23 protein-coding genes are annotated in these 25,958 nt (G+C 68.4%); 14 read left to right on the forward strand and 9 right to left on the reverse strand.

From position 1 onward, the window contains the following. Positions 1-76 precede the first annotated feature (76 nt). On the reverse strand, positions 77-256 hold the full coding sequence (locus DK368_RS04750; RefSeq protein WP_155524470.1) for a hypothetical protein: 180 nt from the start codon (positions 254-256) through the stop codon (positions 77-79). A 265-nt stretch (positions 257-521) separates the two neighbouring features. On the opposite strand from DK368_RS04750, the gene opgC reads away from it, so the two are divergent. Next, on the forward strand, positions 522-1,721 hold the full coding sequence (gene opgC / locus DK368_RS04755) for an OpgC domain-containing protein (RefSeq protein ID WP_114392459.1): 1,200 nt from the start codon (positions 522-524) through the stop codon (positions 1,719-1,721). A gap of 9 nt (positions 1,722-1,730) precedes the next feature. Here opgC and dgcA read toward each other — a convergent pair whose 3' ends face one another. Next, positions 1,731-2,735: an N-acetyl-D-Glu racemase DgcA gene (gene dgcA, locus DK368_RS04760; protein ID WP_114392460.1), complete on the reverse strand. Its 1,005-nt coding sequence runs from the start codon at positions 2,733-2,735 to the stop codon at positions 1,731-1,733. 250 nt (positions 2,736-2,985) lie between these two features. Between dgcA and DK368_RS04765 the strand changes: the two genes are divergently transcribed. From DK368_RS04765 to DK368_RS04775, 3 genes are all read left to right on the forward strand, one after another. After that, complete coding sequence (locus DK368_RS04765; protein ID WP_155524471.1) at positions 2,986-3,744, forward strand: hypothetical protein; 759 nt, start codon at positions 2,986-2,988, stop codon at positions 3,742-3,744. 94 nt (positions 3,745-3,838) lie between these two features. Next, positions 3,839-4,690, forward strand: coding sequence for a hypothetical protein (locus DK368_RS04770; protein ID WP_114392464.1), 852 nt, complete (start codon positions 3,839-3,841; stop codon positions 4,688-4,690). A 99-nt stretch (positions 4,691-4,789) separates the two neighbouring features. Then, positions 4,790-5,563: a hypothetical protein gene (locus DK368_RS04775; RefSeq protein ID WP_114392467.1), complete on the forward strand. Its 774-nt coding sequence runs from the start codon at positions 4,790-4,792 to the stop codon at positions 5,561-5,563. Between the two features lie 15 nt (positions 5,564-5,578). Here DK368_RS04775 and DK368_RS04780 read toward each other — a convergent pair whose 3' ends face one another. Further along, positions 5,579-6,925, reverse strand: a complete 1,347-nt coding sequence (locus DK368_RS04780; RefSeq protein WP_114392469.1) for a CRTAC1 family protein — start codon at positions 6,923-6,925, stop codon at positions 5,579-5,581. A 442-nt stretch (positions 6,926-7,367) separates the two neighbouring features. Here DK368_RS04780 and DK368_RS04785 point away from each other — a divergent pair, with 442 nt between their 5' ends. The 4 genes from DK368_RS04785 (at position 7,368) to DK368_RS04800 (ending at position 12,074) form a co-directional block, all read left to right on the forward strand. Further along, entirely contained in the window at positions 7,368-9,218 is a 1,851-nt protein-coding gene (locus DK368_RS04785; protein WP_114392470.1) for a ribonucleoside-diphosphate reductase subunit alpha, read from the forward strand. Between the two features lie 299 nt (positions 9,219-9,517). Further along, positions 9,518-10,264 (forward strand): hypothetical protein, encoded by a 747-nt coding sequence (locus tag DK368_RS04790; protein WP_114392472.1) that lies wholly within the window; start codon positions 9,518-9,520, stop codon positions 10,262-10,264. Positions 10,265-10,382: 118 nt separating this feature from the next. After that, positions 10,383-11,000, forward strand: coding sequence for an EF-hand domain-containing protein (locus DK368_RS04795; RefSeq protein WP_162305861.1), 618 nt, complete (start codon positions 10,383-10,385; stop codon positions 10,998-11,000). Between the two features lie 105 nt (positions 11,001-11,105). Next, positions 11,106-12,074 carry a ribonucleotide-diphosphate reductase subunit beta gene (locus DK368_RS04800; protein ID WP_114392476.1) on the forward strand — a complete coding sequence of 323 codons (969 nt, stop codon included), beginning with the start codon at positions 11,106-11,108 and terminating at the stop codon, positions 12,072-12,074. Positions 12,075-12,129: 55 nt separating this feature from the next. On the opposite strand, the gene DK368_RS04805 is transcribed toward DK368_RS04800, so the two are convergent. Then, the gene (locus DK368_RS04805) at positions 12,130-12,864 is read right to left on the reverse strand and encodes a hypothetical protein (RefSeq protein WP_114392478.1); all 735 of its coding nucleotides are present in this window, start codon (positions 12,862-12,864) and stop codon (positions 12,130-12,132) included. 115 nt (positions 12,865-12,979) lie between these two features. Then, positions 12,980-13,645: a hypothetical protein gene (locus DK368_RS04810; RefSeq protein WP_114392480.1), complete on the reverse strand. Its 666-nt coding sequence runs from the start codon at positions 13,643-13,645 to the stop codon at positions 12,980-12,982. Between the two features lie 506 nt (positions 13,646-14,151). On the opposite strand from DK368_RS04810, the gene DK368_RS04815 reads away from it, so the two are divergent. Next, positions 14,152-16,299, forward strand: coding sequence for a prolyl oligopeptidase family serine peptidase (locus DK368_RS04815; RefSeq protein ID WP_114392482.1), 2,148 nt, complete (start codon positions 14,152-14,154; stop codon positions 16,297-16,299). 95 nt (positions 16,300-16,394) lie between these two features. Here DK368_RS04815 and DK368_RS04820 read toward each other — a convergent pair whose 3' ends face one another. Beyond that, a complete protein-coding gene (locus tag DK368_RS04820; protein ID WP_114392484.1) occupies positions 16,395-16,802 on the reverse strand; it encodes a hypothetical protein in 408 nt (135 codons plus the stop codon). Positions 16,803-16,832: 30 nt separating this feature from the next. Beyond that, positions 16,833-17,459 carry an HPF/RaiA family ribosome-associated protein gene (locus DK368_RS04825; RefSeq protein WP_114392486.1) on the reverse strand — a complete coding sequence of 209 codons (627 nt, stop codon included), beginning with the start codon at positions 17,457-17,459 and terminating at the stop codon, positions 16,833-16,835. A 208-nt stretch (positions 17,460-17,667) separates the two neighbouring features. Here DK368_RS04825 and DK368_RS04830 point away from each other — a divergent pair, with 208 nt between their 5' ends. Together DK368_RS04830 and DK368_RS04835 are read left to right on the forward strand one after the other, a co-directional pair. Further along, positions 17,668-18,645: an amidoligase family protein gene (locus DK368_RS04830; RefSeq protein ID WP_162305862.1), complete on the forward strand. Its 978-nt coding sequence runs from the start codon at positions 17,668-17,670 to the stop codon at positions 18,643-18,645. 14 nt (positions 18,646-18,659) lie between these two features. Then, entirely contained in the window at positions 18,660-19,385 is a 726-nt protein-coding gene (locus tag DK368_RS04835; RefSeq protein ID WP_114392490.1) for a gamma-glutamyl-gamma-aminobutyrate hydrolase family protein, read from the forward strand. An 8-nt stretch (positions 19,386-19,393) separates the two neighbouring features. Here DK368_RS04835 and DK368_RS04840 read toward each other — a convergent pair whose 3' ends face one another. Together DK368_RS04840 and DK368_RS22235 are read right to left on the reverse strand one after the other, a co-directional pair. Then, positions 19,394-20,647 (reverse strand): pentapeptide repeat-containing protein, encoded by a 1,254-nt coding sequence (locus tag DK368_RS04840; protein WP_114392492.1) that lies wholly within the window; start codon positions 20,645-20,647, stop codon positions 19,394-19,396. Between the two features lie 6 nt (positions 20,648-20,653). After that, positions 20,654-21,757, reverse strand: coding sequence for a protein phosphatase CheZ (locus DK368_RS22235; RefSeq protein WP_275668469.1), 1,104 nt, complete (start codon positions 21,755-21,757; stop codon positions 20,654-20,656). A 180-nt stretch (positions 21,758-21,937) separates the two neighbouring features. On the opposite strand from DK368_RS22235, the gene DK368_RS04850 reads away from it, so the two are divergent. From DK368_RS04850 to DK368_RS04860, 3 genes are read left to right on the forward strand one after another with little or no spacing between them, the layout of a single operon-like run. Then, on the forward strand, positions 21,938-23,461 hold the full coding sequence (locus DK368_RS04850; protein ID WP_114392494.1) for a thymidine phosphorylase family protein: 1,524 nt from the start codon (positions 21,938-21,940) through the stop codon (positions 23,459-23,461). Next, complete coding sequence (locus DK368_RS04855; RefSeq protein WP_240002337.1) at positions 23,461-24,366, forward strand: ribose-phosphate diphosphokinase; 906 nt, start codon at positions 23,461-23,463, stop codon at positions 24,364-24,366. Before DK368_RS04850 ends, DK368_RS04855 begins: the two co-directional genes overlap by 1 nt. Continuing rightward, positions 24,363-25,949 carry an MBL fold metallo-hydrolase RNA specificity domain-containing protein gene (locus DK368_RS04860; protein ID WP_114392498.1) on the forward strand — a complete coding sequence of 529 codons (1,587 nt, stop codon included), beginning with the start codon at positions 24,363-24,365 and terminating at the stop codon, positions 25,947-25,949. Before DK368_RS04855 ends, DK368_RS04860 begins: the two co-directional genes overlap by 4 nt. Positions 25,950-25,958 lie beyond the last annotated feature (9 nt).

Raw genomic sequence — 25,958 nt, forward strand, 5'->3', positions numbered from 1 at the left:
CGACCCGGTGCCGGAATCGAACAGGGGCCCTGCAGGGCCCCTGTCTACATCCGGGATCGGTCCGGGACCGGCGGGTTCAGTGTTCGCGCATCTCGCGCACATAGCGCCACGGCCAGGACAGGGCGTAGCGCAGGGCGAACATGCAGACGGCCATGTCGGCGCGGCGACCGCTGTCGCTGGTCCGGAAGCCCGTGGGGATCAATTCGCCCAGGCCGATCAGCAGATAGCCGATGACCGTCAACCAGAATGCTTCCACCAAGGCGACCTCCCGCCATCCCGACTTTACCTGTGGGCAGTGTGCCGCTGCCCGGTTAACGACCGCTGAACAGAACCCCAAACCCAGCCCTGACCAGAAGGTGTAACGACGCCATGCATCAGCATGCCGCAGCGGTTCCGCCACCGGGGGGCAGCAACAGATTGATGGTGAAGGGTCTGTGACCGCTGGGGGGCACCGGGAACATAGGTTTCAGTCATCCATTCCCCGTGGAGACCCGCCTCGTCCACTGCCTGATCGCCGCTCCATGCCGTCTCCTATCCCCCGCTGGGCCTTCATCGATGCCGCCCGCGCTGTTGCCATCGCCCTGGCCATGCTGTCCCATGCCTTCCTGGTGTTCGAGGTCTGGCCGGCCTTGCCGCAGGCGCCCCTCCACACCCTGCGCTTGCTGACGCGGACAGCCACGCCGGTGTTCATCCTGGTGTTCGGCATGATGCTGGAACTGGTCTATCTGCGCATGTTGCGGCAGCGTGGCCGTGCGGCCGCGGCGCAGAAGCTGCTGACCCGGGCCTTGCTGTGCTACGCGGTGTTTCTGGCCGACGCGGCCCTGGCGGGCTTGGTGGGTTGGCGCTCGCCGCTGCAGGCCGCCGCGGCGACCCTGTTCCTTGAAGGGACGCGGCTGGGCAGTATTCTACAATTCTACGCCCTGGCCCTGGGGCTGGCCGTCCCACTGCTGCTGCTGCGGGAGCGGTTGGGACTGGTGGCGCTGCTGCTCCCGGTGGTGCTGGTCTGGTCGCTGCACCCGCTGCTGGCCGATCTGCCGGCGTTGCCCTATCCGCTGCATTATTTTGGCGCCTTCCTGGCCGGGGCCGGGGATCGTTTCGGTCCCAATATCCTGCATGGCGCTACCTTTATCGCCGCCGGCATGGCGTTGGCGCGTGCCCTGACCCTGAGCCGGGAGCAGCAGCCCATTGCGGCGCTGCTGTTGCTGACGGTGGTGCTGCTGCCGGCCCTGGCCGTGCTGCTGGACGGTCTGGACCGGCTGGGCGGGGCCGGCTTCGTCGTCGGCATCGTCGACATCCGTCAGCTGCGCTGGCGCAATGATCCGGCCTATTTCGGCTTCGGCATCATGGCGGCGATGCTGCTGCTGGGCCTCTGCGCCCTGCTGCTGGGCCGGCGATCCCTCAACGCTGATGGGCTGATGGCGACCCTGGGGCGGCGGACCCTGTTCGCCTTCGGTGCCGGCAATGGCGCACTGGCCTTGCTGCCGGCCCTGCCGGAGGGCTGGGGGTTGGCACCGCGTCTGGCGGCGGCCGGCTTGTTCCTGCCGGTGCTGGCCGGGGCCGTGATCCGTCACGACCGCACCGCAGGAAAGGGCGGCGCCGGCGCCTATGCCCCTGCCCTGGGTCTGCTGCGCGGGGTGGAAACGCTCTGTGCCGTCCTGGCGCGCCGGCTGGTCGGGCTGGGCCGCCGGCTGCTGCCGCGCCGCCCGGCCGAGGCGCAGTGACGCCGCCCGTCAGCCCCAGAGCGCGGGGTCGGGCGGATACAGGGTGGTGCCCTGGAAGCGCAGTCCGGGGGCCCGGTCGCGGGCCAGCAGCAGCGGCCCGTCCAGATCCACATAGCGGGCGCCCTGGGCCACATAGACCGCTGGCGCCATGGCCAGCGAGGTTGCGACCATGCAGCCGACCATGACCTCCAGCCCCGCCGCCTCGGCTGCGCACTTCATGGCCAGCGCCTCGGTCAGCCCGCCGGTCTTGTCCAGCTTGATGTTGACGACCCGGTACTTGCCGCGCAGCCCGTCCAGGCTGTCCAACCCGTGGGCGCTTTCGTCGGCGCCGAAGGGAAGGGGACTGGCAAGGCCCAGCAGGGCGTCGTCGGCCCCGGCGGGCAGCGGCTGCTCGATCATCTCCACCCCCAGATCGGCCAGCCGGGCCGGCAGGCTGCGCAGATCCTCCTGGCTCCAGCCCTCATTGGCGTCCACCACCAGCCGGGCGGCTGGCGCATTGTCGCGCACGGCCCGCACCCGCTCCAGGTCCAGCCCGTCGCCGGCCAACTTCAGCTTCAGCAGCGGCGTGCCGCAGTTGGCGCGGGCGCTGTCGGCCATGATCTCGGGCCGGTCGATGGAGAGGGTGAAGCAGGTGGTCAGCGGCCCCGGCGCCGCCTCCAGGTCGGCCAGCTGCCACAGCGGCACGCCGGTCAGCTTGGCCTCCAGATCCCACAGGGCGCAGTCCAGGGCGTTGCGGGCTGCGCCCGGCGGCAGCGCGGTCCGAAGTCCGGCCCGGTCCAGCCCGGCGGCCACGGCGTCGGCCAGGGCGGCGATATCGGCAGCCACCTGCTCCACCGACTCGCCGTAACGGGCATAGGGCACGCATTCGCCGCGGCCGACCACACCGCCATCGTCGATCTCCGCCACCACCACCCGGGCTTCGGTCTTGGCCCCGCGGCTGATGCGGAAGGTGCCGCGGATGGGGAAGCTCTCGCACAGCACCCGCAGGCGGCGCCGGGGTTCGGCCTTGGACATGGAATTCCCCCTCTGGGACGGCGGCGAAGGACGATCTCAACTCTGCCGGTACGGAATGCCGGCGGGACCGCATCCTAGACCGCTCCCCGGCTGACCGCACGGCTGCAATGCGATGGCGGCAGGGCCTTTCGCCGGACGCCCGGCCTATGTAACCCTTCCGAGATCTGGCGGTGGCGGCAGCTTCGGCCGATATCGGCAGGCTGGAATTGATGTTCTGATGATGTGGAGCCGGTTCGACATGACCCATCCGATGTCCCTTTCCCCGCGCGCGGCCCTGCTTGCCGCCGGGACCGCCTGCGCCTGGGCCGCCGTGATGCTGGCCGTCCCGGCCCAGGCCCAGGCGGTGAAGACCCCGGCCCCCGGCGACCTGTCCTTCGGTGTCTCCGCCGGCACCCGCTTCCAGGCGGACGGCACCTTCCACAAGGGCGCCGCCGCCGGCCCCGCCAGCGTGCGCTCGCGCGACTGGTCCGATGCCTATGACCGCACCTGGACCCTGGAGGGGGAGGCGGCCTACGGCCTGACCGACCGGTCGGAACTGGCGCTGACCCTGGGCTGGAGCTGGGCCAATGCCAGCGCCATGGATGTGGGCAGCGTCGCTGGCCAGCCGCTGCGGGCCAAGTTCGATGACTATGACGCCTGGAGCCTGCGCGCCACCTACCGTCAGTATTTCGACGTCAGCCCGACCTTCATCCCCTATGTCGGCATCAGCGGCGGCGTGCGCTACACCGATAGCATCGACGCCGAACTGCGCTCGGACGGGTTCACGGGCCTGGGCCAGCCGGCCGTGCTGAAGACCGGCTTCTACAAGAAGAGCTGGATCCCCACCGCCGGCCTGACCTTCGGCTGGCGCTACCATTTCTCCGGCGCCGTGGTCGGGCTGGAGACGGGTGTCTTCTACGACTGGAAGCCGCGGGACGATGACAGCGTCCTGGCCGCCCAGGGCTTGGCCCGCCTCAACGACGCCGGCGACCGCATCACCATTCCCCTGACGCTGACGGTGGCGTTCTGATCCGTTTCCGGCACGCCTGCCGGGACGATCTTGCCGGATATGCCCGTTGGCGGCGATAGTGCGCGGCATGTCCGGCCGGTGTGAAGGGGGCGGTATGTTCGGGGAAGGCTGGCGCCGCGGACGGCAGGCGCTGGGGATCGTGGTCCAGGACTGGCGGCGGGTGCTGCGCTTCGGCCTGCTGCCGTCGCTGCTGGCGATGCTGGTCCAGCTGGTCATGCCCGTGACCGTGGAGGGCGGCTTCAACTGGGCGCGCTGGCCGCTGGTACTGGCGCTGCTGGCCGTGCTCCTGTGGCTGTCGGCAGGACAGCAGATCCGCTGGTACCGCTGGGCCGTGCTCGGCGATGACAGCCCGGCCTGGTGGTCGATCCCCCTCGATGCAAGGCCGCTGCGCTTCATCGGCTGGTCCCTGGCCGTCGGCGCGGCCCTGGCATTGGTCGGCGTGGCCGTGGCGCTGGCCGTCTTCCTGGTTCTGCTGGTGATCAAGCTGGCCGGCCTGCCGGAGCAGTCGGTGGCCGCCGTGGCCCTGCCGCTGCTGGCGTTGGCCTATATGGGGATGAAGCTGACCCCCGTGCTGGTCTCCGTCGCCATCGACCGGCCTGTGCGCATGGAGGCGGTGCTCCGGGCCATGGGCTGGCGGCGCGTGCTGGTACTGGTTCTCGCCATGCTCGTCGGCGTCCTGCCCCTTGCCATTGTCGTGGCGCTGCTGGGTGGAATCGTGGGCGCCGTCGCCGCCCTGCTGTCCGCGACCGATAAGGTGCTGGGGCTGGTGGGCCTGCTGGACATGGTGGCCGGTCCATTCCTGCTGGCGGCCCTGGGCATCGTTGTCGGCCGCTTCTATGCCGACCATCTGGCGCCCGTGCTCGATGGGGTGCCGGAGTCCCGTGGTCCGACCGATCCGGGTCCCGGCGGCCCCGATGCGGGAGGACCATCGCCCTGGTCACGCTGATTTCCCGCGCGAGCCTATAGCGCCGACGGGCCGGACCCCTTATCTGCATGCGCGGGGACGGTGTCCCCTTGCATCCGCTCTGCAGGGAACAGCACAGCCATGGGTTTCCGTGATGCCTGGCGCGAAGCGCTGGCAGCCTATCTCCTGGTTCTGGCCGAGCCGCGGCGGGCCGTCCGTTTCGCCGGGGCGCCGGCCCTGATCTTCGCCCTGCTGGGGCTGGTGCAGCTGACGGCGGGGCCGGAGGGCGGCAGCCTGTTCCTGCTGCTGAACATGGTGGCCATGGTCTTCGGCTGGGGTCTGTGGACCCTGCGCTGGCAACGGTTCCTGCTGCTGGGCGATGACGGGCCCCGCTTCTGGGATCTGCCGCTCGATCGGCGGATCTGGCGGGTGGGCGGCACGCTGACGGCCCTGTTCTTCGGCAGTGTGGTGATGGTGGCCCTGGTGCTGTCCCTGCTGCTGACACTGATCCTTGGGCTGCTGGGTGTGGCCGATGGCGGAGTGCCGCTGTCGGCACAGGTGCCGGTGCTGCTGGGCGTCATGCTGTCCGCCGGCCTGATCCTGGCCCGCATGGGGCCGGGCATCACCGCCCTATCGCTGGACCGGCGTTTCGACCCGCTGTTGTCCTGGCGGGTGTGCGGCTGGCGCGGAGGCTTCGCGCCGCTGCTGGCGGTGCTGCTGACGGCGGTGCCGCTGGAACTGCTGCCCACCGGGCTGGCCGTGGCCTACATGATCCAGGGCGATCCGCTCTATGCCGTGCTGATGCAGCTGATCCGGGTGGTGACCTATCCCCTGTCCACCGGGCTGACGGCCCTGGTCTGGGCCCGCATCTATGCCGTCGCCATTGCCCCGGCGGAAACGGCCCGGCCCGCCTGACCATTCCCGTCGGCCTCAGCCGGGATAGGGGACGGACAGAAGCTGGTCGGCAGCGGGCCGCTCCAGCCGGCGCACGGAGCCGTCGGGCCAGCGCACCTCCACCCGTTCCACGGTCCGCTGCGATCCCAGGCCGAAATGAGCCACCGGCTCCATCTGGCTGAAATGGCCGGAGCCGCCGCAGATGGCCCGCATCTGCTGGCGTCCGCCGGCCCACAGCCTGACCACGGCGCCACGGGCCGGAGCGCCGGCGCGGGTCAGCGGCCGGACCCGCAACCAATGGTGGCCCCGCGGTTCGGCGATGAACAGGCTGAGCGGCTGCGCCGCCTGCTCGCCGTGGGCCAGGATCAGTTCCAGCTGCCCGTCGCCATCGAGATCCGCCACGGCGGCTCCGGTGTTCATGCCGGACGGCTCAGCGGCATCGCCGCAATCGACCAGTGTCCAGCGCTCGTCGCGCCAGGCGAAAAGCCGGTTCGGCGCCCCCTGCACGGTCAGCAGGATCTCCTCCCAGCCATCATTGTCGAAATCGGCGACGATGACCGAGCGCACGGCGCCGGGGGCGGCCAGCTCCGGCGGGGCGATGTCGGCGAAGCCGCCGCCGGGCCGCTGCTGGAACAGCCGGTTGCGGCCGCGATGGGTGCCGACGACGACGCTGAACAGGCCGTCCTCGTCCAGCAGCGCCAGACCGCGGGGCTGGGTGCCGGGATCGGACAGGCCGCGGGCGGCGCCGATCTCCTCGAAGCTGCCATAGCCGAGATTGCGGTAGAGCAGGGTGGGGCCGCCATCGCCGCCCACCAGGATATCCGGCCCGTCCCCCAGCAGCGGTGCCGCCAGCAGCGCCTGTACGCCGGTGACGGCATCCAGTCCGGCATCCTCGGCCAGATCGGCCAGGGCGCCGCGGGCGTTCAGCTCCAGCAGGCGCAGGCCCGGCGTGCCGATGACGAATCCATAGCGGCCGCTGCCAAGGCGGTCGACCACGGCCAGGCCGTGCCCCGCCGGCCCGGCCGCCAGGGCGAAATTGTCGGGTTGGGCCAGCAGGTCGATCCAGCGGCGGCCGAAGCAGGCCAGCAGCCGGTCCGGACTGCGGCCGGTACCATTTCCCTGGTTCTGGACATAGACCTCCTCGCGGCCATCGCCGTCCAGGTCGGCACAGACCAGGGCCAGGGCCGGGCGTCCGTCATCGGCCAGCAGCGGATCGGCCACATCCACCAGCGTCTGCCCGTCCCATTTCAGCAACCGGTTCGGGCCGCCCTGGCCGGCCACCAGCACCTCGTCCTGGCCGTCCCCATCCACATCGGCCACGGCCACCCCCTGGTGCAGCGCCGGCGGATTCCGGGGGATCAGGTTCGAGCATCCGATGAACATGGGGGGATATCCTCGGCCGGACGGGCACCCTTCAGGAATAGCGCGTCCGCTGCGCGCCGGGCAAGGGTCGGCGCCGCTCCCCCAACGGATCGCTCGCCCCCCAGATCTTGTGGTGATGGCAGAGGTGCGTCAGGGAAAATGCGGGCCGGACCTCCCGCGGCACCGTTGGTCCTGATGGGGATGAGGTCCGCGCCGGAGACCGCGCGGACGGCCGATTCCCGCCAGTCCCTGTGGGCGGCGGCCGTATCGGCCGGCGGTGGTGGCGCAAACCCGCGGCTTCGCGATGTCAACAGTTCCCTCACGCAATGGACGGAAAAAATGGACTTGTGAGGGGGGCGACATCTGGTACCATCGCCGACCGTTGCCGCTACATCTTGGGGTCAACGCATTGTTATCCACAGCGACCATGCTGTGGGTGATCTGGGGATTACGGGGATAAGTGATGCGCGACGGTGATGTCAACGAGTGGGTCCCGCAGGGTGGCGACGTGTTCGGTCAGGTGCAGTTCGCCAAGCACCCGGCGGTCGTTGTGGACCGTTCGCGGGACGAGCTGCTGACGGACTTCGGCAAGGAGACGCTGAAGGACCGCTATCTGCTGCCCGGCGAGTCCTACCAGGATCTGTTCGCGCGCGTCGCCAGCTACTATGCCGACGACCAGGCCCATGCCCAGCGTCTGTACGACTATATCTCGCGCCTGTGGTTCATGCCGGCCACGCCGGTCCTGTCCAACGGCGGTACAGACCGCGGCCTGCCCATCTCCTGCTTCCTGAACGAAGCCAGCGACAGCCTGGAAGGCATCGTCGGCCTGTGGAACGAGAATGTGTGGCTGGCGGCCAAGGGCGGCGGCATCGGCAGCTACTGGGGCAATCTGCGGTCCATCGGTGAGAGGGTGAAGGGCAACGGCAAGACCTCCGGCGTCATCCCCTTCATCCGTGTCATGGACAGCCTGACCCTGGCCATCTCCCAGGGCAGTCTGCGCCGCGGCTCGGCCGCCTGCTACCTGCCGGTCTCCCATCCCGAGATCGAGGAATTCATCGAGATGCGCCGCCCCACCGGCGGCGATCCCAACCGCAAGGCGCTAAACCTGCACCATGGCATCGCCATTCCCGACGCCTTCATGCGCGCCGTGGAGAATGACGAGGAATGGGCGCTGACCAGCCCCAAGGACGGCACGGTGCTGCGCCGCATCTCGGCCCGCCAGCTGTGGATCCGCATCCTGACGGCGCGGGTGGAGACGGGCGAGCCCTATCTGCTGTTCATCGACCACGTCAACAAGGCCATCCCCGAGCATCACAAGCTGGCCGGCCTGAATGTGAAGATGTCGAACCTGTGCAGCGAGATCACGCTGCCCACCGGCATGGACCCCTGGGGCCAGCAGCGCACGGCGGTCTGCTGCCTGTCCTCGCTGAACCTGGAATATTTCCTGGAATGGCAGGATCATCCGACCTTCATTGAGGATACGCTGCGCTTCCTCGATAATGTCATGACCGACTTCATCAGGAAGGCGCCAGATGACATGGCCCGGGCCAAATACTCGGCCATGCGCGAGCGCTCAGTCGGCCTGGGTGTCATGGGCTATCACAGCTTCCTGCAGAGCCAGATGATCCCGCTGGAGGGTGTCATGGCCAAGGTGTGGAACAAGCGCATGTTCGCCCACATCAAGCGCCAGGCCGACGCCGCCTCGGTGAAGCTGGCGCATGAGCGGGGTGCCTGCCCGGATGCCGCGGAATACGGCATCATGGAGCGCTTCTCCAACAAGATCGCCATCGCGCCGACGGCCAGCATCTCCATCATCTGCGGCGGCGCCTCGCCGGGCATCGAGCCGGTGGCGGCCAATGCCTTCACCCACAAGACGCTGTCGGGCAGCCGCTCGGTGCGCAACCCGTACCTGGCCAAGCTGCTGGAAACCTACGGTCGCAATGACGAGGACACCTGGTCCAGCATCACCCTGAACGGCGGTTCGGTGCAGCATCTGGATTTCCTCAGCCAGGACGAGAAGGACGTGTTCAAGACCGCCTTCGAGCTGGACCAGCGCTGGCTGGTCGAGCACGCGGCCGATCGCACGCCCTTCATCTGCCAAGCCCAGTCGCTGAACATCTTCCTGCCGGCCGACGTGCATAAGCGCGACCTGCACCAGATCCATTTCATGGCCTGGAAGAAGGGCGTGAAAAGCCTCTATTACCTGCGCTCGCTGTCGGTGCAGCGCGCCGAGAGCGATGTGACCAAGGATCTGGCCAAGGCCCCGGCCCCGGCCGAGCCGGCCAAGTACGAGGAATGCCTCGCCTGCCAGTAGGGGCGTCTTTCCGGTGCCGCTGAACTCCCGTCCGGCTTGCCGGGCGGGAGTTTTTATTTGAATTCTAATTATATTGCCGTCGCCCGCATGATCTCGGCGTGTCCGGTCCGGCAGGACGGCATCGCCAACGATCTGGCGTGCACCATGGCCGGTCTCTGGGCCCGGACGCGGTAGCAGCAGGGCTGTCCCGAGCAGGTCCGGGTCATCCGCTTGGCCGTGCCGGCTGGTCTGATCCCATCCGACAGGGATGTCGGATCGTGGGCGTGTAAGGTCCAGACATTCACCGGTCCGGACCGATCATGCGTCTTCCCCTGCTTGTGGCCGCCCTCTCCAGCCTGGCCCTGCTGCCGGCCTGTGCCAGCGATCCCGAACGGGGGCCGCCGCATCCGCGGCCGATGATGATGGCGATCAGTCCGGCCGGTGAACGTCTGGGGCTGCCGGGCCGCCCGGCGGCCGAGGCCCTGGCCGCCTGGTTCAAGGCCGCCGATGCCAACAGTGATGGGCGGTTGGATACGGCGGAGTTGCAGGCCGATGCCGCCCGCTTCTTCAAGACCCTGGACGCCGACGGCGACGGTGCGGTGAATTCCCGCGAGTTGGAAGAGGCGCGCCGCCAGCAACGGGATGCGCTGCGCCGGGTCGCGGCGGCCCCGCCGGACGGGACGCTGCCGGAGGGCGCGCCAGTCGATGATGCGCCCGGAGACAGGGACGGTGAGAAGGCCGACGGCAGCCGTCCGCGCGGCCGTGGCCCAGGCGATGCGCCCGGCGGGGTCATGGGCGGCGGCATGGGGGGCGGGGTGGATCCGGTGATGTCCGCCGACCGCAACCTGGATTTCCGCGTGACCCTGATCGAGATGCAGCAGGATGTGCTGCGCCGGATGCAGGAGATGGACGGCAACCAGGATGGCTCTGTCGATCTGGCCGAGGTGGAGGCATGGAGCAGAGCGGCGGCGGCGCGTGCGCCCGGTGGCGGACGTCATGGCGGTGGCCCCGGCGGTGGCCCAGGTGGCCCAGGTGGAGGACGGGGCGGTGGGCGCGGCGGCTTCTGACCGTCGCAATCCCGGTTCGACCCGCCCCCGGGGTGCAGGCCGCGCCGATCCGGGCTTGACAGCGGGCGGGCAAGCGGCCGTGCTGTGCCGGGTCTGTTCCTGCCGCCCGGATGTCTTCATGCGCCTGCCCGCTCTGCTGTCCCTGTCCATCTGCCTTGGCCTTCTGTCCGCCTGCTCCAGCCGGCCCGGCCCGGTGCCGCTGCGCTATCAGGCTGTCAGCCCTTCGGGCGAGTTGCTGGCGCCGCCCACGGCCGATCCGGATCGATTCCGTCAGGCGCTGGTGGACTGGTTCCACCGCAGCGACAGCAACGGCGACGGTTTCCTGGATAAGGCCGAGTTCCTGGCCGATGCCGACCGCAGCTTCGCCGCCTTCGACCGGGATGGCGACGGTCTGATCACCTCGCTCGAGCTGACGCAGATGCGGATGGAGTCGCCCAACCGCGCGCCGCCGCCGAAACCCAGTTCGCGTCTGCGCCCCGATCATCTGGTGGTGGGGCCGGAGCAGATGGAGGCTGCGGCAACCGAGTCGGCGCGGCGCGGGGTGCAGCCGCGCGTCGCCGTCGATCCCGTGATGTCCGCCGACACCAACGCCGATTTCCGCGTTTCGCTTGCGGAGATGCGGGCCCAGGCCGAACGCCGTTTTGCCCAGTTCGATGCGAATCGCGACGGACGCCTGAGCCTGGACGAGGTGGTCGAGCGGCAGATGCGACTGCTGAAGGGTTTGCGCGGGGAGTGACGGGGTGGCAGATCTTTTCACCGGGATTCACAGGCCAAAGGGCTTCCCCCAGCGGCCTGTTGTGGTAAGGTCCGCGTCCAACCCCAAGATATAGCGTGATGTGCCATGGCCTGCGCCTTGATGACACCGAATCCGGTGTACAAGCCCTTCCGGTATCCCTGGGCCTATGAGTCCTGGTTGACCCAGCAGCGCCTGCATTGGCTGCCGGAGGAAGTGCCGTTGGCCGACGACGTCAAGGACTGGCGCCAGAAGCTGACCCCGGCCGAGCAGAACCTGGTCACCCAGATCTTCCGCTTCTTCACCCAGGCGGACGTGGAGGTGAACAACTGCTACATGCGGCACTACAGCCGTGTGTTCACGCCGACCGAGGTCTGCATGATGTTGGCCGCCTTCTCCGCCATGGAGACGGTGCATATCGCGGCCTACAGCCATCTGCTCGACACCATCGGCATGCCCGAGGCCGAGTATTCCGCCTTCCTCCGCTACAAGGAGATGAAGGACAAGTACGACTACATGCAGGGCTTCACCGTCGACAATCCGACGGAGATTGCCAAGACCCTGGCCGTGTTCGGTGCCTTCACGGAGGGGCTGCAGCTGTTTGCCAGCTTCGCCATCCTCATGAACTTCCCCCGGCACAACAAGCTGAAGGGCATGGGCCAGATCGTCACCTGGTCGGTGCGCGACGAGACCCTGCACACCCAGTCCATCATCCGCCTGTTCAAGACCTTCGTGGCCGAGAACCCGGAGATCTGGACCGAGCAGCTGAAGCAGGACCTGCATGAGGCCTGCGCCACCATCGTCCACCATGAGGACGCCTTCATCGATCTGGCCTTCGAGATGGGGCCGATCGAGGGGATGACCGCCGAGGATGTGAAGCGCTATATCCGCTATATCGCCGACCGCCGGCTGGAGCAGCTGGGCCTGGACGCCGTCTACCATGTGGGCAAGAACCCGCTGCCCTGGATGGATGCCATCCTCAACGGCATCGAGCACACCAACTTCTTCGAGAACCGCGCCACCGAATATTCCCGCGCGGCCACCAAGGGCACCTGGGACGAGGCGTTCGCGGACTGATCGACCTGGGGTCGGGGCATGCCCGTTGCGGGGCGGGCACGCCCGCTGACGCCTCTCAGCCCTCGTCCGGAATGTAGAATATGGCCATGTTCGGCACATTGCTGCCTGGCCAGACGATCAGCAGCTGCACCAGATCGGTTCCGGGGGAATAGACGTCGGCCCAGGTGGCCGTGCCGGCACTCCAGCCGCCGCCGGCTTGGCTGTAGCTGATGCTGGCATTGGCGGGGGCCTGATCCAGATGGACCAGAATGCCCTGGCCCAGCGCCGTGGTCAGCACCGTGCCCAGCCGATAGTCCGAGGTGGCAAAGAACAGGTAAAGCTGGTCGAGGGGGGCCAGGCTGACGGTTTCTCCGTCCCCGGCATTGAAGCCGGACACGGGCGTGGCCGCGGTGGGTGACCCTGTCCAGACCGGCCGGCCCAGGCCGACGGTCAGGCCGTTTCCGCTGGTGTTATAGATCAGGATGGTGGTTGGCAGGCCGGACAGGGTGGACAGGCTGATGCTGCCATCCGTGTTGATGGTCGCCATCTGGCCGGGCTGGATGGGGCAGGACACCGCCACCGTAACGGTCTGGTTTGCCGCCAGCGGCGAGGTGGAGTCGTAAACGCTGCAAGCCGCCTCCAGGGTGACGGATGTGCTGGTGAGATAGGATTTGGTCTTCAGGGCGATCAGCGGCCGGCCGGATTGGTTGGAACTGCTGACGGCCACCATCCCGTACAGGGTATAGCCGGCGGCTTTCAGGGTGGTCAGCGTTGCACTGTCGATGACGATGGTCAGCGTGCGGTCGGGCATTCAACGCCTCCACCCGGTCGGGATCGGCGGTACACCCGGGGCTTTGCACCCCGATTCCCCCGATCCGCCAGCGGCAAGGAGCGCCCATGCCGCTGGCGGTCGCCGACCGCGCCTATCAGTGGGTGATGAGGATCGGCAGCATGTCGGCGTTCGGCGGGACCAGGGAGGCCCAGGCCGCGCCATCGGCCGACCAGCCCGTATTGATGTCGAACGAGACGGTCCGGCTGGTGGTTCCGGTCAGGTTGACGGTCAGGCCCTGGCTGTAGGCCCGGTAGATCACCGTACCGGTGTCGACCTGGTTGGTCGCGAACATGAACAGGACCTTTTCGACCGGCATCATCTGGTCGAGCATGTTCCCGAACAGCGGAAAGGCACACATCGGCGTGAAGCTGCCGTTCTGTTCCTGCGAAATGCCGCAGGTGTAGGGAACGGAGCTGGCATTGACGATGGAAATGGCGCCCGGCGTGCCGTCCGTCGTCACCAGCACATTGCCGGACGGGTCCACGGTCATGGTATCTCCGAGATCGACGCCGGCGGCATTGCTGGAGACGATCTTCGTGTTCGGCGCAATCGTCGTGGTGGAGATATAGGCCTGGTAATCCTCCTGCCAGCCGACATTGGTGGAGACCAGATAATTCTTCGTGGCAAACCAGACCAAGGGAACGCCGCCTTGGATTGACGTCTTGATTGCCTTGAAGCCATACAGGGAGTATCCGGCGCTCTTCAGCGAAGACACCGTGTTGGGGCTCATATTGATCTGGACGCTGTAGTTGCTCGCCATGATGATTTCCTCTTAGCAGGAGAAATCTGCATGCAGATTGCGGTCTCAGACGTCTGATTTTGGGTGTGCGCATCCAGGTTTTATAAAACTTGAAATTGAATTTCAATAAAAAAATCGTCCTAAAAGTGTATTTGCTGAAGAGGGTCGGAGTGACTGGGAGAATTCATGAATACACTTGTAATTGAGATGTAGCATCAAATAGAAAACGTTCAAATAAAGTGGCGCGAGAGATTTAACTGAATATATATTTGATTTTCTATGAAGAAAAGCGAAGGTGGTGCCGGCATATGGATGTGCCGGCCGGTGTCGATTGTCCCGACATCCCGTCATGAACGCGGTCTTTGGTCAGGATCGGCCGGCGGCGTTCAGTTCTGTCGCCGTGCCGGGTCCATCGGCGGATTGTTTCTGAACGGTTACGCCGGCTTCCGCCCCCGTGGATGGGGATGGTAGATCATGTCCCCTTGCGGGTCCGATCGGCCCCCCAATGGGAAGAGGAAACACGGTTCATGGTCTATCGGAAGCTGGTGATGGCGGCCCTGGCCGCAACCGCCCTGACGGGAGTGCCCGCGATGGCAGAGACGAAGGCCCCGGCTGCCATCCAGGCGACGGAGAACGACCCCTATCTCTGGCTGGAGGAGGTGGAGGGCGCCAAGGCCATCGACTGGGCCAAGCAGCACAACGAGACCAGCTTTTCCCGGTTGAAGACCGATCCTCGCTTCGAGCCGCTGCGGGCCGATGCCGAGAAGATCCTGACCGCCCGCGACCGTATCGCCTACGGATCGCTGGAAGGCGGCAAGGTCGATAATTTCTGGCAGGACCAGACCAATGTGCGCGGCGTCTGGCGCCGGACCACGGTTGATGGCTACCGCAAGCCCGATACCCAGTGGGACGTCATCCTGGACATCGACGCCCTGGCCAAGGCCGAGAACGAGAACTGGGTCTACAAGGGCCACAACTGCCTGCCTCCGGCCGGGACCCGCTGTCTGGTGAACCTGTCGCGCGGCGGCAAGGACGCCGTGGTGGTGCGCGAGTACGACGTGGAGAAGAAGGCCTGGGTCAAGGACGGCTTCCAACTGCCGGAATCCAAGCAGACCGTGGACTGGGCCGATGCCGACACGCTGATGGTGGCCACCGATTTCGGCCCGGACACCATGACCGACAGCGGCTATGCCCGTCAGGTGCGGCTGTGGAAGCGCGGAACCGATCTGGCCAAGGCGCCCATCGTGCTGAACGTGGCCAAGACCGACGTCTGGGGCCGGCCGCTGGCCATCCATCGGCCCGAGGGCACCACGCTGCTGTTGAACCGCGGCCCGGACTTCTTCACCGAGGAATGGTCGCTGCTGGGCAAGGACGGCAAGGTCACCAAGCTGCCGCTGCCCCAGGCCATCGAACTGAACGGCATGCTGGATGGGCAGTTGCTGATCGGCCTGCGCGATGATTGGAGCGTGGTCGGGAAGACCTTCACCAAGGGCAGCCTAGTGGCGGTGCCGTTGGCCGAACTGGCGGCTGGCGCGGTCAAGACCGTCAGTACCGTCTATGCCCCGTCGGAGACGGCGGCCATCCAGCAGGTCCGCGTGGCGCAGGATGCCGTCTATCTCGGCGTGCTGGACAATGTGGTGGGCAAGCTGCTTCAGGCCAAGCCCGCGCCCAAGGGCGGCGGCTGGAGCGTGGCGACCGTGGAGATGCCGGCCAACGGTGCCGTGAGCATCGTCTCCACCGATGCCTACAGCCGCGATGTGCTGGTGAACTACAACAGCTATCTGGTTCCGGACACGCTGTACCTCATGGCCGGCGGCGCCAAGCCGGAGGCTATCAAGTCGCTGCCGGCCCGCTTCGATGCGGCGCCCTTCACCACCGAACAGCGCTTCGCCACCAGCAAGGACGGCACCAAGGTCCCGTACTTCATTGTCCACGCCAAGTCGATGGCCCTGACCGGCGATAATCCCACCCTGCTCTATGGCTATGGCGGGTTCGAGATTGCCATGACCCCCGGCTATCTGGGGCCGCTGGCCAAGAGCTGGCTGCAGGATGGGGGCGTCTATGTGGTGGCCAATATCCGCGGCGGCGGTGAGTTCGGCCCGCGCTGGCATCAGGCGGCCCTGAAGGAGAACCGTCAGCGCGCCTTCGACGATTTCGCCGCGGTGGCCGAGGACCTGATCAAGACCAAGGTCACCCGTCCGGCCCGGCTGGGCATTCAGGGCGGCTCCAACGGCGGGCTGCTGACCGGCACCGTCATGACCCAGCGGCCCGACCTGCTGGGGGCCGCCATCGTCGCCGTGCCGCTGCTGGACATGCTGCGCTATCACAAGCTGCTGGCCGGCGCCTCTTGGATGGGCGAGTACGGCAATCCCGACATCCCGGCCGAGCGGGCCTGGATCGAGAAGTACAGCCCCTATCAGAACGTCCGCAAGGACGTGACCTATCCCGAGGCCTTCGTCTACACCTCGACCAAGGACGATCGCGTCCATCCCGGCCATGCCCGTAAGTTCGTGGCGCGGCTGGAGGAGCAGGGCCATCCCGTGATCTATTTCGAGAATATCGAAGGCGGTCATTCCGCTGCCGCCAATTTGAAGCAGCGGGCCGAGGTGACCGCCCTGCAGGGCATCTATCTGCGCCAGCAGCTGATCGACAAGCCGGGCAAGGCGTCGAACTGATCCCGTTCCCGTATCGACGGCGAAGGGCGGTCCCGCGGGGCCGCCCTTTTCGTATGGGCCTTTTCGTTTGGGGCCCGTGCGTCCCGCGCGCCACCTCAGTCCAGGGCCGCCAGCGCCGCCAGTCCGGCGCCCAGGATCAACAGTAGGCTGCCCAGGACCCAGATCCAGGGGGTCGCTCCGCGCGGCACCTCTCCCCGGGCATGACCGGCGGGACGGCGGTTGTTGGCCGCGGGGGCATCCATCGCCGCCGTCGCCTCGGGGGAGGCCGTGGGTGACACGGTTTCCTGCGCCCCTTCCGGCACTGACTGGCCCGCAGCCTCGCTGTCGGTGCCCAACGGCGACATGGCGGGATCGTTGACCGGGATCTTGTCGCTGTAGCGGCCATGATCGTGGAGGCTGCGGGCCTGCTGCGCCCGGGCGCCGGGAGAGGGGACCTGCCCGCCATCGCCGTCGCGCCCGGCCGGCGGGGAGCCGTCGCGTCCGGCCCAAGGGGTTTCTGCCATCCGTGCCTCCTTATCCGCCGTCGGCGGGCGTCAGGACACCGCCTCCGCCCCGCTCTCCCCACCGGATTCCAGGTCGAGATCATTGATATCGCGGCGGCTGTCCCCGTCCACATCGACCCAGACCTTGGAGGCTGTGGGGCCGGTATCTCCCATGGCCTCGACATAGTGGACCTTGGTGCCGGGCGTGAAGTCGTCGAAGTTGCCCCCGATGACGCTGTTGCGGTGGAAATAGAGCAGGCCGCCGGTGTTGGTCAGCAGGAAGCCGTGATCCTCTGCCAGCTGCGTGATCTGGCCCTGTACATCCATGTCGTGACGTTTCACCTCGCCGCGCTGCTGGGTCTTGAAGGATTTCAGCTGACGTTCCGCCGCGGCGAAGGCATCGCGGATCGAGGTATAGACATCGGGGTTGGCGTATTTCTCCTGCGCCTCCTGGGGCTGGCGGCTGACGGCCAGTTCCCGGCCCGGCAGAACCATGACGACATGGACATCATAGACATTGCCGGTCCGGTGCTGCCGGTGCAGGGCCTCGACCGAGACGCGGCAGGCGGTCATCCGGTCATACAGTTTGGCCAGCTTGTCGAACCGCTCCCGGATGGCGGTTTCCACCGCTTCTGACGGTTCCATATTGTGATAGGCGATCTTCAAGGGCGTCTGCATGGGCATCACATAACGGTGGAACGTGGAAGCCCAACAGGACGGGGCCGGTGGGGTTCCCCGCCGCCCGGCCGGCGGGAACCGGCGTGCCTCTTCTGCGTTGCGGACCCTGACCCCGTTCCCCGCGCCATTCCTGCACGCGCGCCGTTGTCCTCGACAGCGGGGACCCGGACGGGGCGCCCTGTCCCGCGCAATGCCTGTTGGAGCGGCCATGCCAAGCGACACCCTGCCCCTGCCGGATCTCGACCGCCGCGACGGGGCCCCGCGCCGGTGCGGTGTGGAGCTGGAGTTTGCCTGTCTTGCCCCGGACCGGGCGGCCGGGCTGATCCGGGATCTGTTCGGCGGCCGGCTCGATCGGGAGCATGAACATCGCATCGCCGTGCGCGACACGGCGTTGGGCGATTTCATAGTGGCGCTGGACATGCTGTTCGCCCATCCCGAGCATCGGCCCGCGGGGACGCTGACGCCGCTGGACATGCTGGAAGCCAAGCTGCGGGCTGCTGTGGGGGAAGTGGGCGCGCTCGTGCTGCCCTATGAGATCGCCTGTCCACCCCTGCCGGTGGAGCGGCTGGCGGAGCTGGACCGGCTGGTGGACGCCTTGCGCCGCTGCGGTGCCAAGGGAACGGAAGGCAAGGTCTTCTATGCCTTCGGCCTTCACTTCAACCCGGAACTGGCGCGCCGCGACCCCGATCATGTGCTGGACACGCTGAAGGCCTATTTGCTGCTCTCCCCCTGGCTGCGCCAGGAGATGGAGATCGATCTTGCCCGTCGCCTCGCCCCCTTCGTGCATCCTTTCCCGCCGGAGTATGTGCGGCTGGTGCTGGACCCGGAATACCGCCCCTCCCTGGAGGACCTGGCCCGCGACTATGTCCGCTTCAATCCCAGCCGTAACCGCGAGCTGGATCTGTGGCCGCTGCTGACGCATCTACTGCCGCAGCTCCTGCATACATCCAAGGCCAATCCTCATGTCAAACCCCGGCCGACCTGGCATTGGCGTCTGCCCGACAGCCGGGTGGGCGTGCCCGGCTGGTCGATCCTCCCGGACTGGAACCGCTGGGTGCGGGTGGAGCAGCTGGCCATTGACCGCTGGGCCCTGGATGAGTTGGGCCAGCTTTGGCGCGACTGCCAGGACGCCGATGTGCTGGAGGACTGGTCCCGCGTGGTCGGCCGCTGGCTGCCGCCGGCCTGAAAGGGGGGACAGTGATGGGCAAGCGCCCCCTGATCGGCGTGACCGCGTCGGCCCGCGGCAGCCGGATCCCCTGGCTGTTCAACCGGCTGGCCCTGCGCCGGGCCGGGGCTGAGGCCGTGCGCCTGACGGCGGAGGAGGTGCCGCGCTTCGATCGGCTGGACGGGCTGGTGGTGGGGGGGGGCGACGACATCGAGCCCGCCCGCTACGGATCGGAGATCGAGCCGATGGTGAAGATCGACCCCAACCGGGACGAGCTGGAACTGGCCGCCCTGGACTGGGCCGAACGCTGCTGCCGGCCGGTGCTGGGCATCTGCCGCGGCAGCCAGATGATCAACGTCCATCGCGGCGGCACGCTGCATACCGACATCCATGCCGTCTATGTGGCGGCGCCGCGCCTGCGCACCGTGCTGCCGCGCAAGGATGTGCGGGTGGAACCCCGCACCCGGCTCCAGGCCATCCTCGGCACCTCGGCGCTGCGGGTCAATGCCCTGCATCACCAGTCGGTCGCCCGGCTGGGCCGTGGCGTGCAGGTGGCGGCGCGGGACCTCTGGGGCATCGTCCAGGCCATCGAGGTGCCGGACGGCCCCTTCCTGGTCGGGGTGCAGTGGCACCCGGAGTTCCTGCTGCTGGACCGTGGGCAGCAGCGCCTGTTCCGGGCCCTGACGGTGGCCGCGGCGGCTGGCAGGGTCCACGACGCCGCCACACTTGAGGCGGAGAGCGGGGGCTGGTTCCGCCGCTGAACCCCGGGTCAGATCCGCACGCCCTCCATCTGGGCGTCGGTGAAGTCGGCCCCCTGGCGGTCAGCCCCGGTCAGATCCGCCTGGGTCAGGTCGGCTCCAGTCAGGACTGCATCGGTCAGTACGGCCCCGGCGGCGCGCACGCGCACCAGCGAGGTGCGGATATGGCTGCCGCGGTTGGTCACCAGCGGGGACAGGTTGGCCTTGCCGAAATTGGCATCGATGAGATTGGCCCGGTCGAGAATGGCGCCGCGCAGGTCGGCCAGCCGCAGATCGGCCGAGCGCAGATCGGCCCCGGCCAGATTGGCCGCCTGCAACTGGGTCCCGCGCAGGTCGGCCCCACGCAGAATGGTGCCCACGGCCTTGATCAGGGTCAGCACCCGTCCGGCCAGATCCTGGCCGCCGAGATCCAGCCCGCTGATATCCAGCTGTTCCCCGTCCTTGCCGCCGCTGCCGACCCAGCGGGCATGCCGGTCCAGCAGCCCGGCCAGAGTGTCGGCATCGGGCCGGGCCAGGAACGGTGTCTGGGCCGCGGCCACCTCGTCGGCATCGTCATCGTCGTCGGCATGGCGGGCCAGGTCGGCATCGCTGCGGATGGCGCTGGCCAGGGCGGCGTCATCGATGCGGGTGTTGGTCAGGTCGGCCCCGCGCAGGTCGCTGCCGCTGAGATCGGCGCCTTCCAGGTCGGCCCCCGCCAGATTGGCCCCGCGCAGATCGGTATGCACCAGCCGGGCCGAGGACATGCGGGCGCCGCTGAAATCGGCGCCCTGGGCGTGGCTGCCGGACAGGCGGGCCCGGGTCAGATCGGCCCCGGACAGCACGGTGGCGCTGAGATCGGCCGGGCCGATCTCGATGCCCAGTACCCGGAAATCGGTGCGTCCGGCGGCGGAGCGGGCACCGTCACGCAGGTCGCATTCCATCATGCGGGCCCCGCGCAGCAGGGCGCCGCGCAGATTGGCCGCCCGCAGGTCGGTGCGGATCAGCTGGGCATCGGTGAGATTCGCCTCGCGCAGGTCGCAGCCGAACAGGTCGGCATAATCCAGCGTGGCGCTGATGAAGATGGCTCCGCGCAGCACGGCGCCGGACAGGTTGGCGTTGGTCAGGTTGCGGCGGCTGAAATCGATGCCGGACAGATCGAAGAAGGGCAGGTTCATGCGTGCCCCGCCCGAGCGCCCGGCCAGATAGGCCATATGGCGGTCGCAGACGCGGTTGACCTGGGTTTGGTTCAGGCGGATGCGGGGTGCGACGGGGCCTTCGTTCGCCATAGGGTCTTATCCGAACAGGGCGTCGATATCGGCTTGGGACACGGTCCCGCCACCACCGGAGGGCGCGGTAGGGGCGGGCTTCGCCGGCGCCGGCTTCGGCGGGGGAGGCGGAGGGGGGGGAGGAGGAGGAGGCGGCGGTGGGGGTGGAGGTGGGGGTGGGGGAGGCGCAGCGGCTTCGCTCAGGGCGGCACCCCAATCATCGTCGGCCGCCGCTGCCGGCACGGCGGAGATAGGCGCCGCCACCGCCGGCGGCGGCATTGGTGCGGGACCGGCGGCCGGTGATGCGGCCGGTGGCGTGATGACGGGGGGAGCCACCGGCGTGGCCTCCAGCATCGGGGCCGGGCTGCCGATATTGTCGAACAGGGCGTCGATATTGTCCTGGGTAACGCCGCCTTCCGACGGGCCGTGCAGCAGATGCTTGTCCGGACGATGGTCGTCGGGCCGGGTGGCGAACAGCCCCTCCGGCGTCAGGGTGGCACCCGGGACGGCACCGCCCTTCTCCTCCACGCCCCAGATCTCGATCATGGTGTTCACGCGCTGCTCGATATAGCGCAGCGTGTTCACCACCTTGGTCGTCCGCTGTCCCGTGATGTCCTGGAACGAGCAGGCGGTCATGATCTCGATGGTCTGGGCCTCGATGTCGTTGGTGACATCGCTGGAGGGCAGCCGGCTGACCAGAGCCTGGATGCGCTCGGTGGCGTTGAGGATATCGGACGTGGCGCGTTCGGTGGCGGTGACGATGGCGTCCAGCTCGTTGGTGGCCGCCATGATGCGGTTGGCGCCGGCATCCAGCGGGCGCAGCTGGGCGATCTCCTGCCGGGTCTGTTCGATGTAGTTGGAAAGCTGCTTCAACTCTTCCCGCATGATGCGCAGATGCGGGTTCTGGCCGGCGATCTCCGGCGGAATGGAGGCGGAGACCGCGACCGGTGAGGCGCTGGACAGCCGGTTGACCTGATCGGTCAGGGTCTGGAGCATCTGGCGCCAGTCGTCCTGGGCCACGATCCGGGTCTGGCGGTCGCGCTGGCGCAGGAAGGCGCGGCCGCGGGCCGATGCCATCAGAGCCTCCTCCAGCGCGCTGTATTCCTTCTCGGAAAGCTCCAACGGTTCCAACTGCTTCCCTCCCCGCCGTTCCGGTGCGGCGGCGCACCGTGGCCGGATCTATGACGTGCCCCGGGCCTTACTCTGGCCCATCCCGCCCGAAAAGGGTTAAGATCAGACCAAAAGGGCGCCCCTTCTGTCGAATAAATCCAATCGGGAAGGAACGCCACAGACAAGTGAGGAATCGTCCGGATGCTTCGGCTGAAACGGCTGGGAATCAGCACGGCAACCGAAAATGTCGCGTTCCTGTCCGCGGCCTGCACCGCCTATCGGGCGGCGGAGTTCGTCGGCACCGACAAGGTGGAGGTGCGGGCCGACGGCAAACGCCTTTATGCCGTGCTGAACATCGTGCAGGACCCGGCGCTGCTGGCGCCGGACTGTCTCGGCCTGTCGGTGGAGGCCGCGGCCCGGCTGGGTCTGCCCGACGGGGCGCCGGTGAGGCTCAACCATCCCCGGCCGCCGAAGAGCCGCGACGGCATCCGCGCCAAGATCGAGGGGGAGGTGCTGTCCGATGCCGATCTGGCCGCCATCGTCGCCGACATCGCCGCCCACCGCTACTCCAAGGTGGAGATCGCGGCCTTCCTGGTGGCCTGCGCCGGCTTCATGACCACGGCCGAGGTGCTGGGCCTGACCCGGGCCATGGCCGGGGTAGGCGAGCGGCTGGACTGGGATACCGCCGGTCCCGTGGTGGACAAGCATTGCATCGGCGGCATCCCCGGCAACCGCACCAGCATGATCGTGGTGCCCATCGTGGCCGCCCACGGGCTGCCGATCCCCAAGACCTCCAGCCGGGCCATCACCAGCCCCGCCGGCACCGCCGACACCATGGAGGTGCTGGCCAATGTGGATATCGGCGTCGATCAGATGAAGGAGCAGGTGCGGGCGGTGAAGGGCTGCCTGGCCTGGGGCGGTCATGTCAACCTGTCGCCGGCCGACGATGTGCTGATCGGGGTGGAGCGGCCGCTGAACATCGACACGCGCGAACAGATGGTGGCCAGCATCCTGTCGAAGAAACTGGCCGCCGGGTCCACCCATCTGGTCATCGATGTGCCTTTGGGGCCGACGGCCAAGATCCGCACCCGTTCCGACGCGCTGCGTCTGCGCAAGCTGTTCGAATATGTGGGCGGCGCGCTGGGCCTGACGCTGCAGGTGGTGCTGACCGACGGCAGCCAGCCTGTGGGATGCGGCATCGGCCCAGTGTTGGAGGCGCGCGACGTCATGGCCGTGCTGGAGAACGCACCGTCGGCCCCGCGGGACCTGCGTGACCGCGCCCTGATGCTGGCCGCCCAGATCCTGGAGTTCGACCCGGCCCTGCGCGGCGGCGCCGGACTGGCCCGCGCCCGCGAACTGCTGGACAGCGGGGCGGCGTTCGAGCAGATGCGGCGGATCATGGCGTTGCAGGGGCCGCCGCCCACGGTCTGCACCCCCGGCCGGCTGATGCGGGAGGTGCTGGCGGTGGAGGATGGGGTGGTCACCGCCATCGACTGCTACCGTATCGCCCGTATCGCCCGTCTGGCGGGGGCACCCTTCGACAAGGGGGCGGGCATCGATCTGGTGAAGAAGGTGGGTGATCCGGTGGAGCAGGGGGAACCCCTCTACCGCATCCATGCCGAGACACAGGCGGATTTCCACTTCGCCGTGGAGTTCGCCGGGGAGGAGGATGGGTATAGGCTGGCCCCCGTGGGGGCGACCCCCCATCCGCAGCAGGGAGTGTGATGATGCTGGAAGTCGGCACCGTGCCGCAGATGTTGGTCGGATTCCCGGAGGGACGGATATTCGCCGGGCGGCTGGCCGAGGAGTTGGGGCTGCCGCTGGCCGTTGCCGACCTGCACCGCTTCCCCGACGGGGAGAGTCTGGTCCGCCTGCCGGGATCGCCGCGGCAGGCGGTGATCGTGCGGGCGCTGGACCGGCCCAACGATAAGCTGGTGGAACTGCATCTGCTGGCCGGCGCCCTGCGCGAGCGCGGGGCGGAGCGGCTGACCCTGGTTGCGCCCTATCTCGCCTATATGCGCCAGGACATCGAGTTCAATCCGGGCGAGGTGGTGAGCCAGCGCATCCTGGGCCGCTGGTTGGCCGGCCTGTTCGACCGCATCGTCACGGTGGAGCCGCATCTGCACCGTACCCATGATCTGGCCGAGGTGTTCCCGGGGCGGGAGGCCGTGGCCCTGACCGCGGCACCGCTGGTGGGGCAATGGGCAGCCGGGCAGGGGGCGGCGGCGGGAGGCTGGGTCGTGCTCGGTCCCGACGAGGAGGCGGAGCCGCTGATCGCCGCCGTGGCCGCCGCCGCCGGTGTGCGGGGCATCTGCGGGCGCAAGGTGCGCCGCGGCGACCGCGACGTCACCTGCTCGCTGCCGCCGGGCACCGATCTCGGCGGCCGCACGGTGCTGATCGTCGATGACGTGGTCAGCTCCGGCGGGACGCTGCTGGAGGCGGCGCGCGCCGCCCGTGCCGCCGGGGCGGGCCGGCTGCTGGCCTGCGGCATCCACGCCCTGTTCCCGGAGGAGATGCTGGCCCGTTTCCAGGCCGCCGGGATCGAGCGTTTCGTCTCCGGCGACGGGGTGGCGCATGTCACCAACACCATCGCGCTGTCCGGCCTGGTGGCCGGGGCGGTGCGGGCATGAGCGGCCTGTCCATCGCCTTCCACGGCGCCGCCGGCACGGTGACGGGGTCCTGCTTCCTGGTCCGGCACGAGCGCGGCTGCTTCCTGGTGGATTGCGGCCTGTTCCAGGGCGCCAAGACCGTGCGCGAGCTGAACTGGCGGCCCTTCCCGTTCGAGCCGCGCGAACCTGCGGCCCTGCTGCTGACCCATGCTCATATCGACCATTCCGGCCTGATCCCGCGGCTGGTCAAGGATGGCTTCCGTGGCCGCGTGCTCTGCACGCCCGGCACCGCCGACCTGCTGGGCTACATGCTGCCCGACAGCGGCTTCATCCAGGAGAACGAGGTGGAGCGGCTGAACCGCCGCAACCATCAGCGCGGCCGCGCCGGGGTGGAGCCCATCTATACCCGCGCCGATGCCGAGGCCTGCCTGGAGCGCCTGAAGCCGGTGCGTTACGGCACCTGGGTCGAGGTCATGCCGGGCGTGCGTGCCCGCTTCTGGGACGCCGGCCATATCCTGGGCAGCGCCAGCATCGAGGTGGAGGTGCAGGACCGGGGCGCGCCCACCCGCCTGCTGTTCAGCGGCGATCTCGGACCGGGCGACACCCCCTTCCATGACGGGCCGGACGGGCCGGAGCGGCCGGACTGGCTGATCGTGGAGTCCACCTATGGCGACCGCGACCGTGCGCCCGTGGATGCAGAGCAGCGCCGGGCGCAACTGGCCGGCGTGGTGCGCGAGGCCATGGAGCGCGGCGGCGTGCTGCTGATCCCCAGCTTCGCCGTGGAGCGCAGCCAGGAACTGCTCTACGATCTGGACCTGCTGATGGATGCGGGCACCATCCCGGCCCTGCCGGTGTTCCTGGACAGCCCGCTGGCCGTTCGCATCACCGGCGTGTTCGAGAAGCATCTGCCGGCCGTCAACATGCCGGGCACCCCGCACCCGTTCCGCCGCGCCAACCTGCATTGCGTGGTCGAGGCGGAGGAAAGCAAGCGGCTGAACCGCATCACCGGCGGCGCCATCATCATGGCCGCCAGCGGCATGTGCGAGGCCGGGCGTATCCGCCACCATCTGAAGAACCATCTGTGGCGGCGCAACGCCACGGTGCTGTTCGTCGGCTATCAGGCGCCGGGCACGCTGGGCCGCGTCATCCAGGACGGCGCCCGCCATGTGCGCATCCATGGCGAGGAGGTGGCGGTCAGCGCCGCCATCCGCACGCTGGAGGCCTATTCCGGCCATGCCGACCGCGGCGGCCTGCTGGCCTGGATCAAGGCGCGTCAGCCGGTGGGGCGCGGCGTCATCCTGGTACATGGGGAGGAGGAGGCCCGCGCCTCTCTGCGCGAAGGGCTGGCAGCGACAGGCCTGGAGCATGCCCGCATCCTGCGCCCGGCCCTGGACGAGGTCGTTGCCCTGCCGCCGCAGGGGGAGGCGGGCCACAGCCTGCCGCATCCGCGCCTGCCCGGCGGCAAGGCCCCGGCCAGCGACTGGCACAACCAGTATGCCGAGACCGTGCTGCAGCTGGGCGAGCGGCTGCGCGACGAGCCGGACGAGGCCAAGCGCACGGCCCTGCTGCACCATATCCGTGCCGTGCTGGGTTTGCCGGGGTGACGGGCGCTG

Source organism: Oleisolibacter albus, assembly GCF_003336875.1.
In the GTDB taxonomy this organism is placed as follows: Bacteria; Pseudomonadota; Alphaproteobacteria; order Azospirillales; family Azospirillaceae; genus Niveispirillum; species Niveispirillum album.

Bases quoted from the DNA above. Each gene is read 5' to 3' on its own strand.
- opgC (WP_114392459.1), top strand. From the start codon at position 522: ATGCCGTCTCCTATCCCCCGCTGGGCCTTCATCGATGCCGCCCGCGCT.
- dgcA (WP_114392460.1), bottom strand. From the start codon at position 2,735: ATGTCCAAGGCCGAACCCCGGCGCCGCCTGCGGGTGCTGTGCGAGAGC.
- DK368_RS04765 (WP_155524471.1), top strand. From the start codon at position 2,986: ATGTCCCTTTCCCCGCGCGCGGCCCTGCTTGCCGCCGGGACCGCCTGC.
- DK368_RS04770 (WP_114392464.1), top strand. From the start codon at position 3,839: ATGTTCGGGGAAGGCTGGCGCCGCGGACGGCAGGCGCTGGGGATCGTG.
- DK368_RS04775 (WP_114392467.1), top strand. From the start codon at position 4,790: ATGGGTTTCCGTGATGCCTGGCGCGAAGCGCTGGCAGCCTATCTCCTG.
- DK368_RS04780 (WP_114392469.1), bottom strand. From the start codon at position 6,925: ATGTTCATCGGATGCTCGAACCTGATCCCCCGGAATCCGCCGGCGCTG.
- DK368_RS04785 (WP_114392470.1), top strand. From the start codon at position 7,368: ATGCGCGACGGTGATGTCAACGAGTGGGTCCCGCAGGGTGGCGACGTG.
- DK368_RS04790 (WP_114392472.1), top strand. From the start codon at position 9,518: ATGCGTCTTCCCCTGCTTGTGGCCGCCCTCTCCAGCCTGGCCCTGCTG.
- DK368_RS04795 (WP_162305861.1), top strand. From the start codon at position 10,383: ATGCGCCTGCCCGCTCTGCTGTCCCTGTCCATCTGCCTTGGCCTTCTG.
- DK368_RS04800 (WP_114392476.1), top strand. From the start codon at position 11,106: ATGGCCTGCGCCTTGATGACACCGAATCCGGTGTACAAGCCCTTCCGG.
- DK368_RS04805 (WP_114392478.1), bottom strand. From the start codon at position 12,864: ATGCCCGACCGCACGCTGACCATCGTCATCGACAGTGCAACGCTGACC.
- DK368_RS04810 (WP_114392480.1), bottom strand. From the start codon at position 13,645: ATGGCGAGCAACTACAGCGTCCAGATCAATATGAGCCCCAACACGGTG.
- DK368_RS04815 (WP_114392482.1), top strand. From the start codon at position 14,152: ATGGTCTATCGGAAGCTGGTGATGGCGGCCCTGGCCGCAACCGCCCTG.
- DK368_RS04820 (WP_114392484.1), bottom strand. From the start codon at position 16,802: ATGGCAGAAACCCCTTGGGCCGGACGCGACGGCTCCCCGCCGGCCGGG.
- DK368_RS04825 (WP_114392486.1), bottom strand. From the start codon at position 17,459: ATGCAGACGCCCTTGAAGATCGCCTATCACAATATGGAACCGTCAGAA.
- DK368_RS04830 (WP_162305862.1), top strand. From the start codon at position 17,668: ATGCCAAGCGACACCCTGCCCCTGCCGGATCTCGACCGCCGCGACGGG.
- DK368_RS04835 (WP_114392490.1), top strand. From the start codon at position 18,660: ATGGGCAAGCGCCCCCTGATCGGCGTGACCGCGTCGGCCCGCGGCAGC.
- DK368_RS04840 (WP_114392492.1), bottom strand. From the start codon at position 20,647: ATGGCGAACGAAGGCCCCGTCGCACCCCGCATCCGCCTGAACCAAACC.
- DK368_RS04850 (WP_114392494.1), top strand. From the start codon at position 21,938: ATGCTTCGGCTGAAACGGCTGGGAATCAGCACGGCAACCGAAAATGTC.
- DK368_RS04855 (WP_240002337.1), top strand. From the start codon at position 23,461: ATGATGCTGGAAGTCGGCACCGTGCCGCAGATGTTGGTCGGATTCCCG.
- DK368_RS04860 (WP_114392498.1), top strand. From the start codon at position 24,363: ATGAGCGGCCTGTCCATCGCCTTCCACGGCGCCGCCGGCACGGTGACG.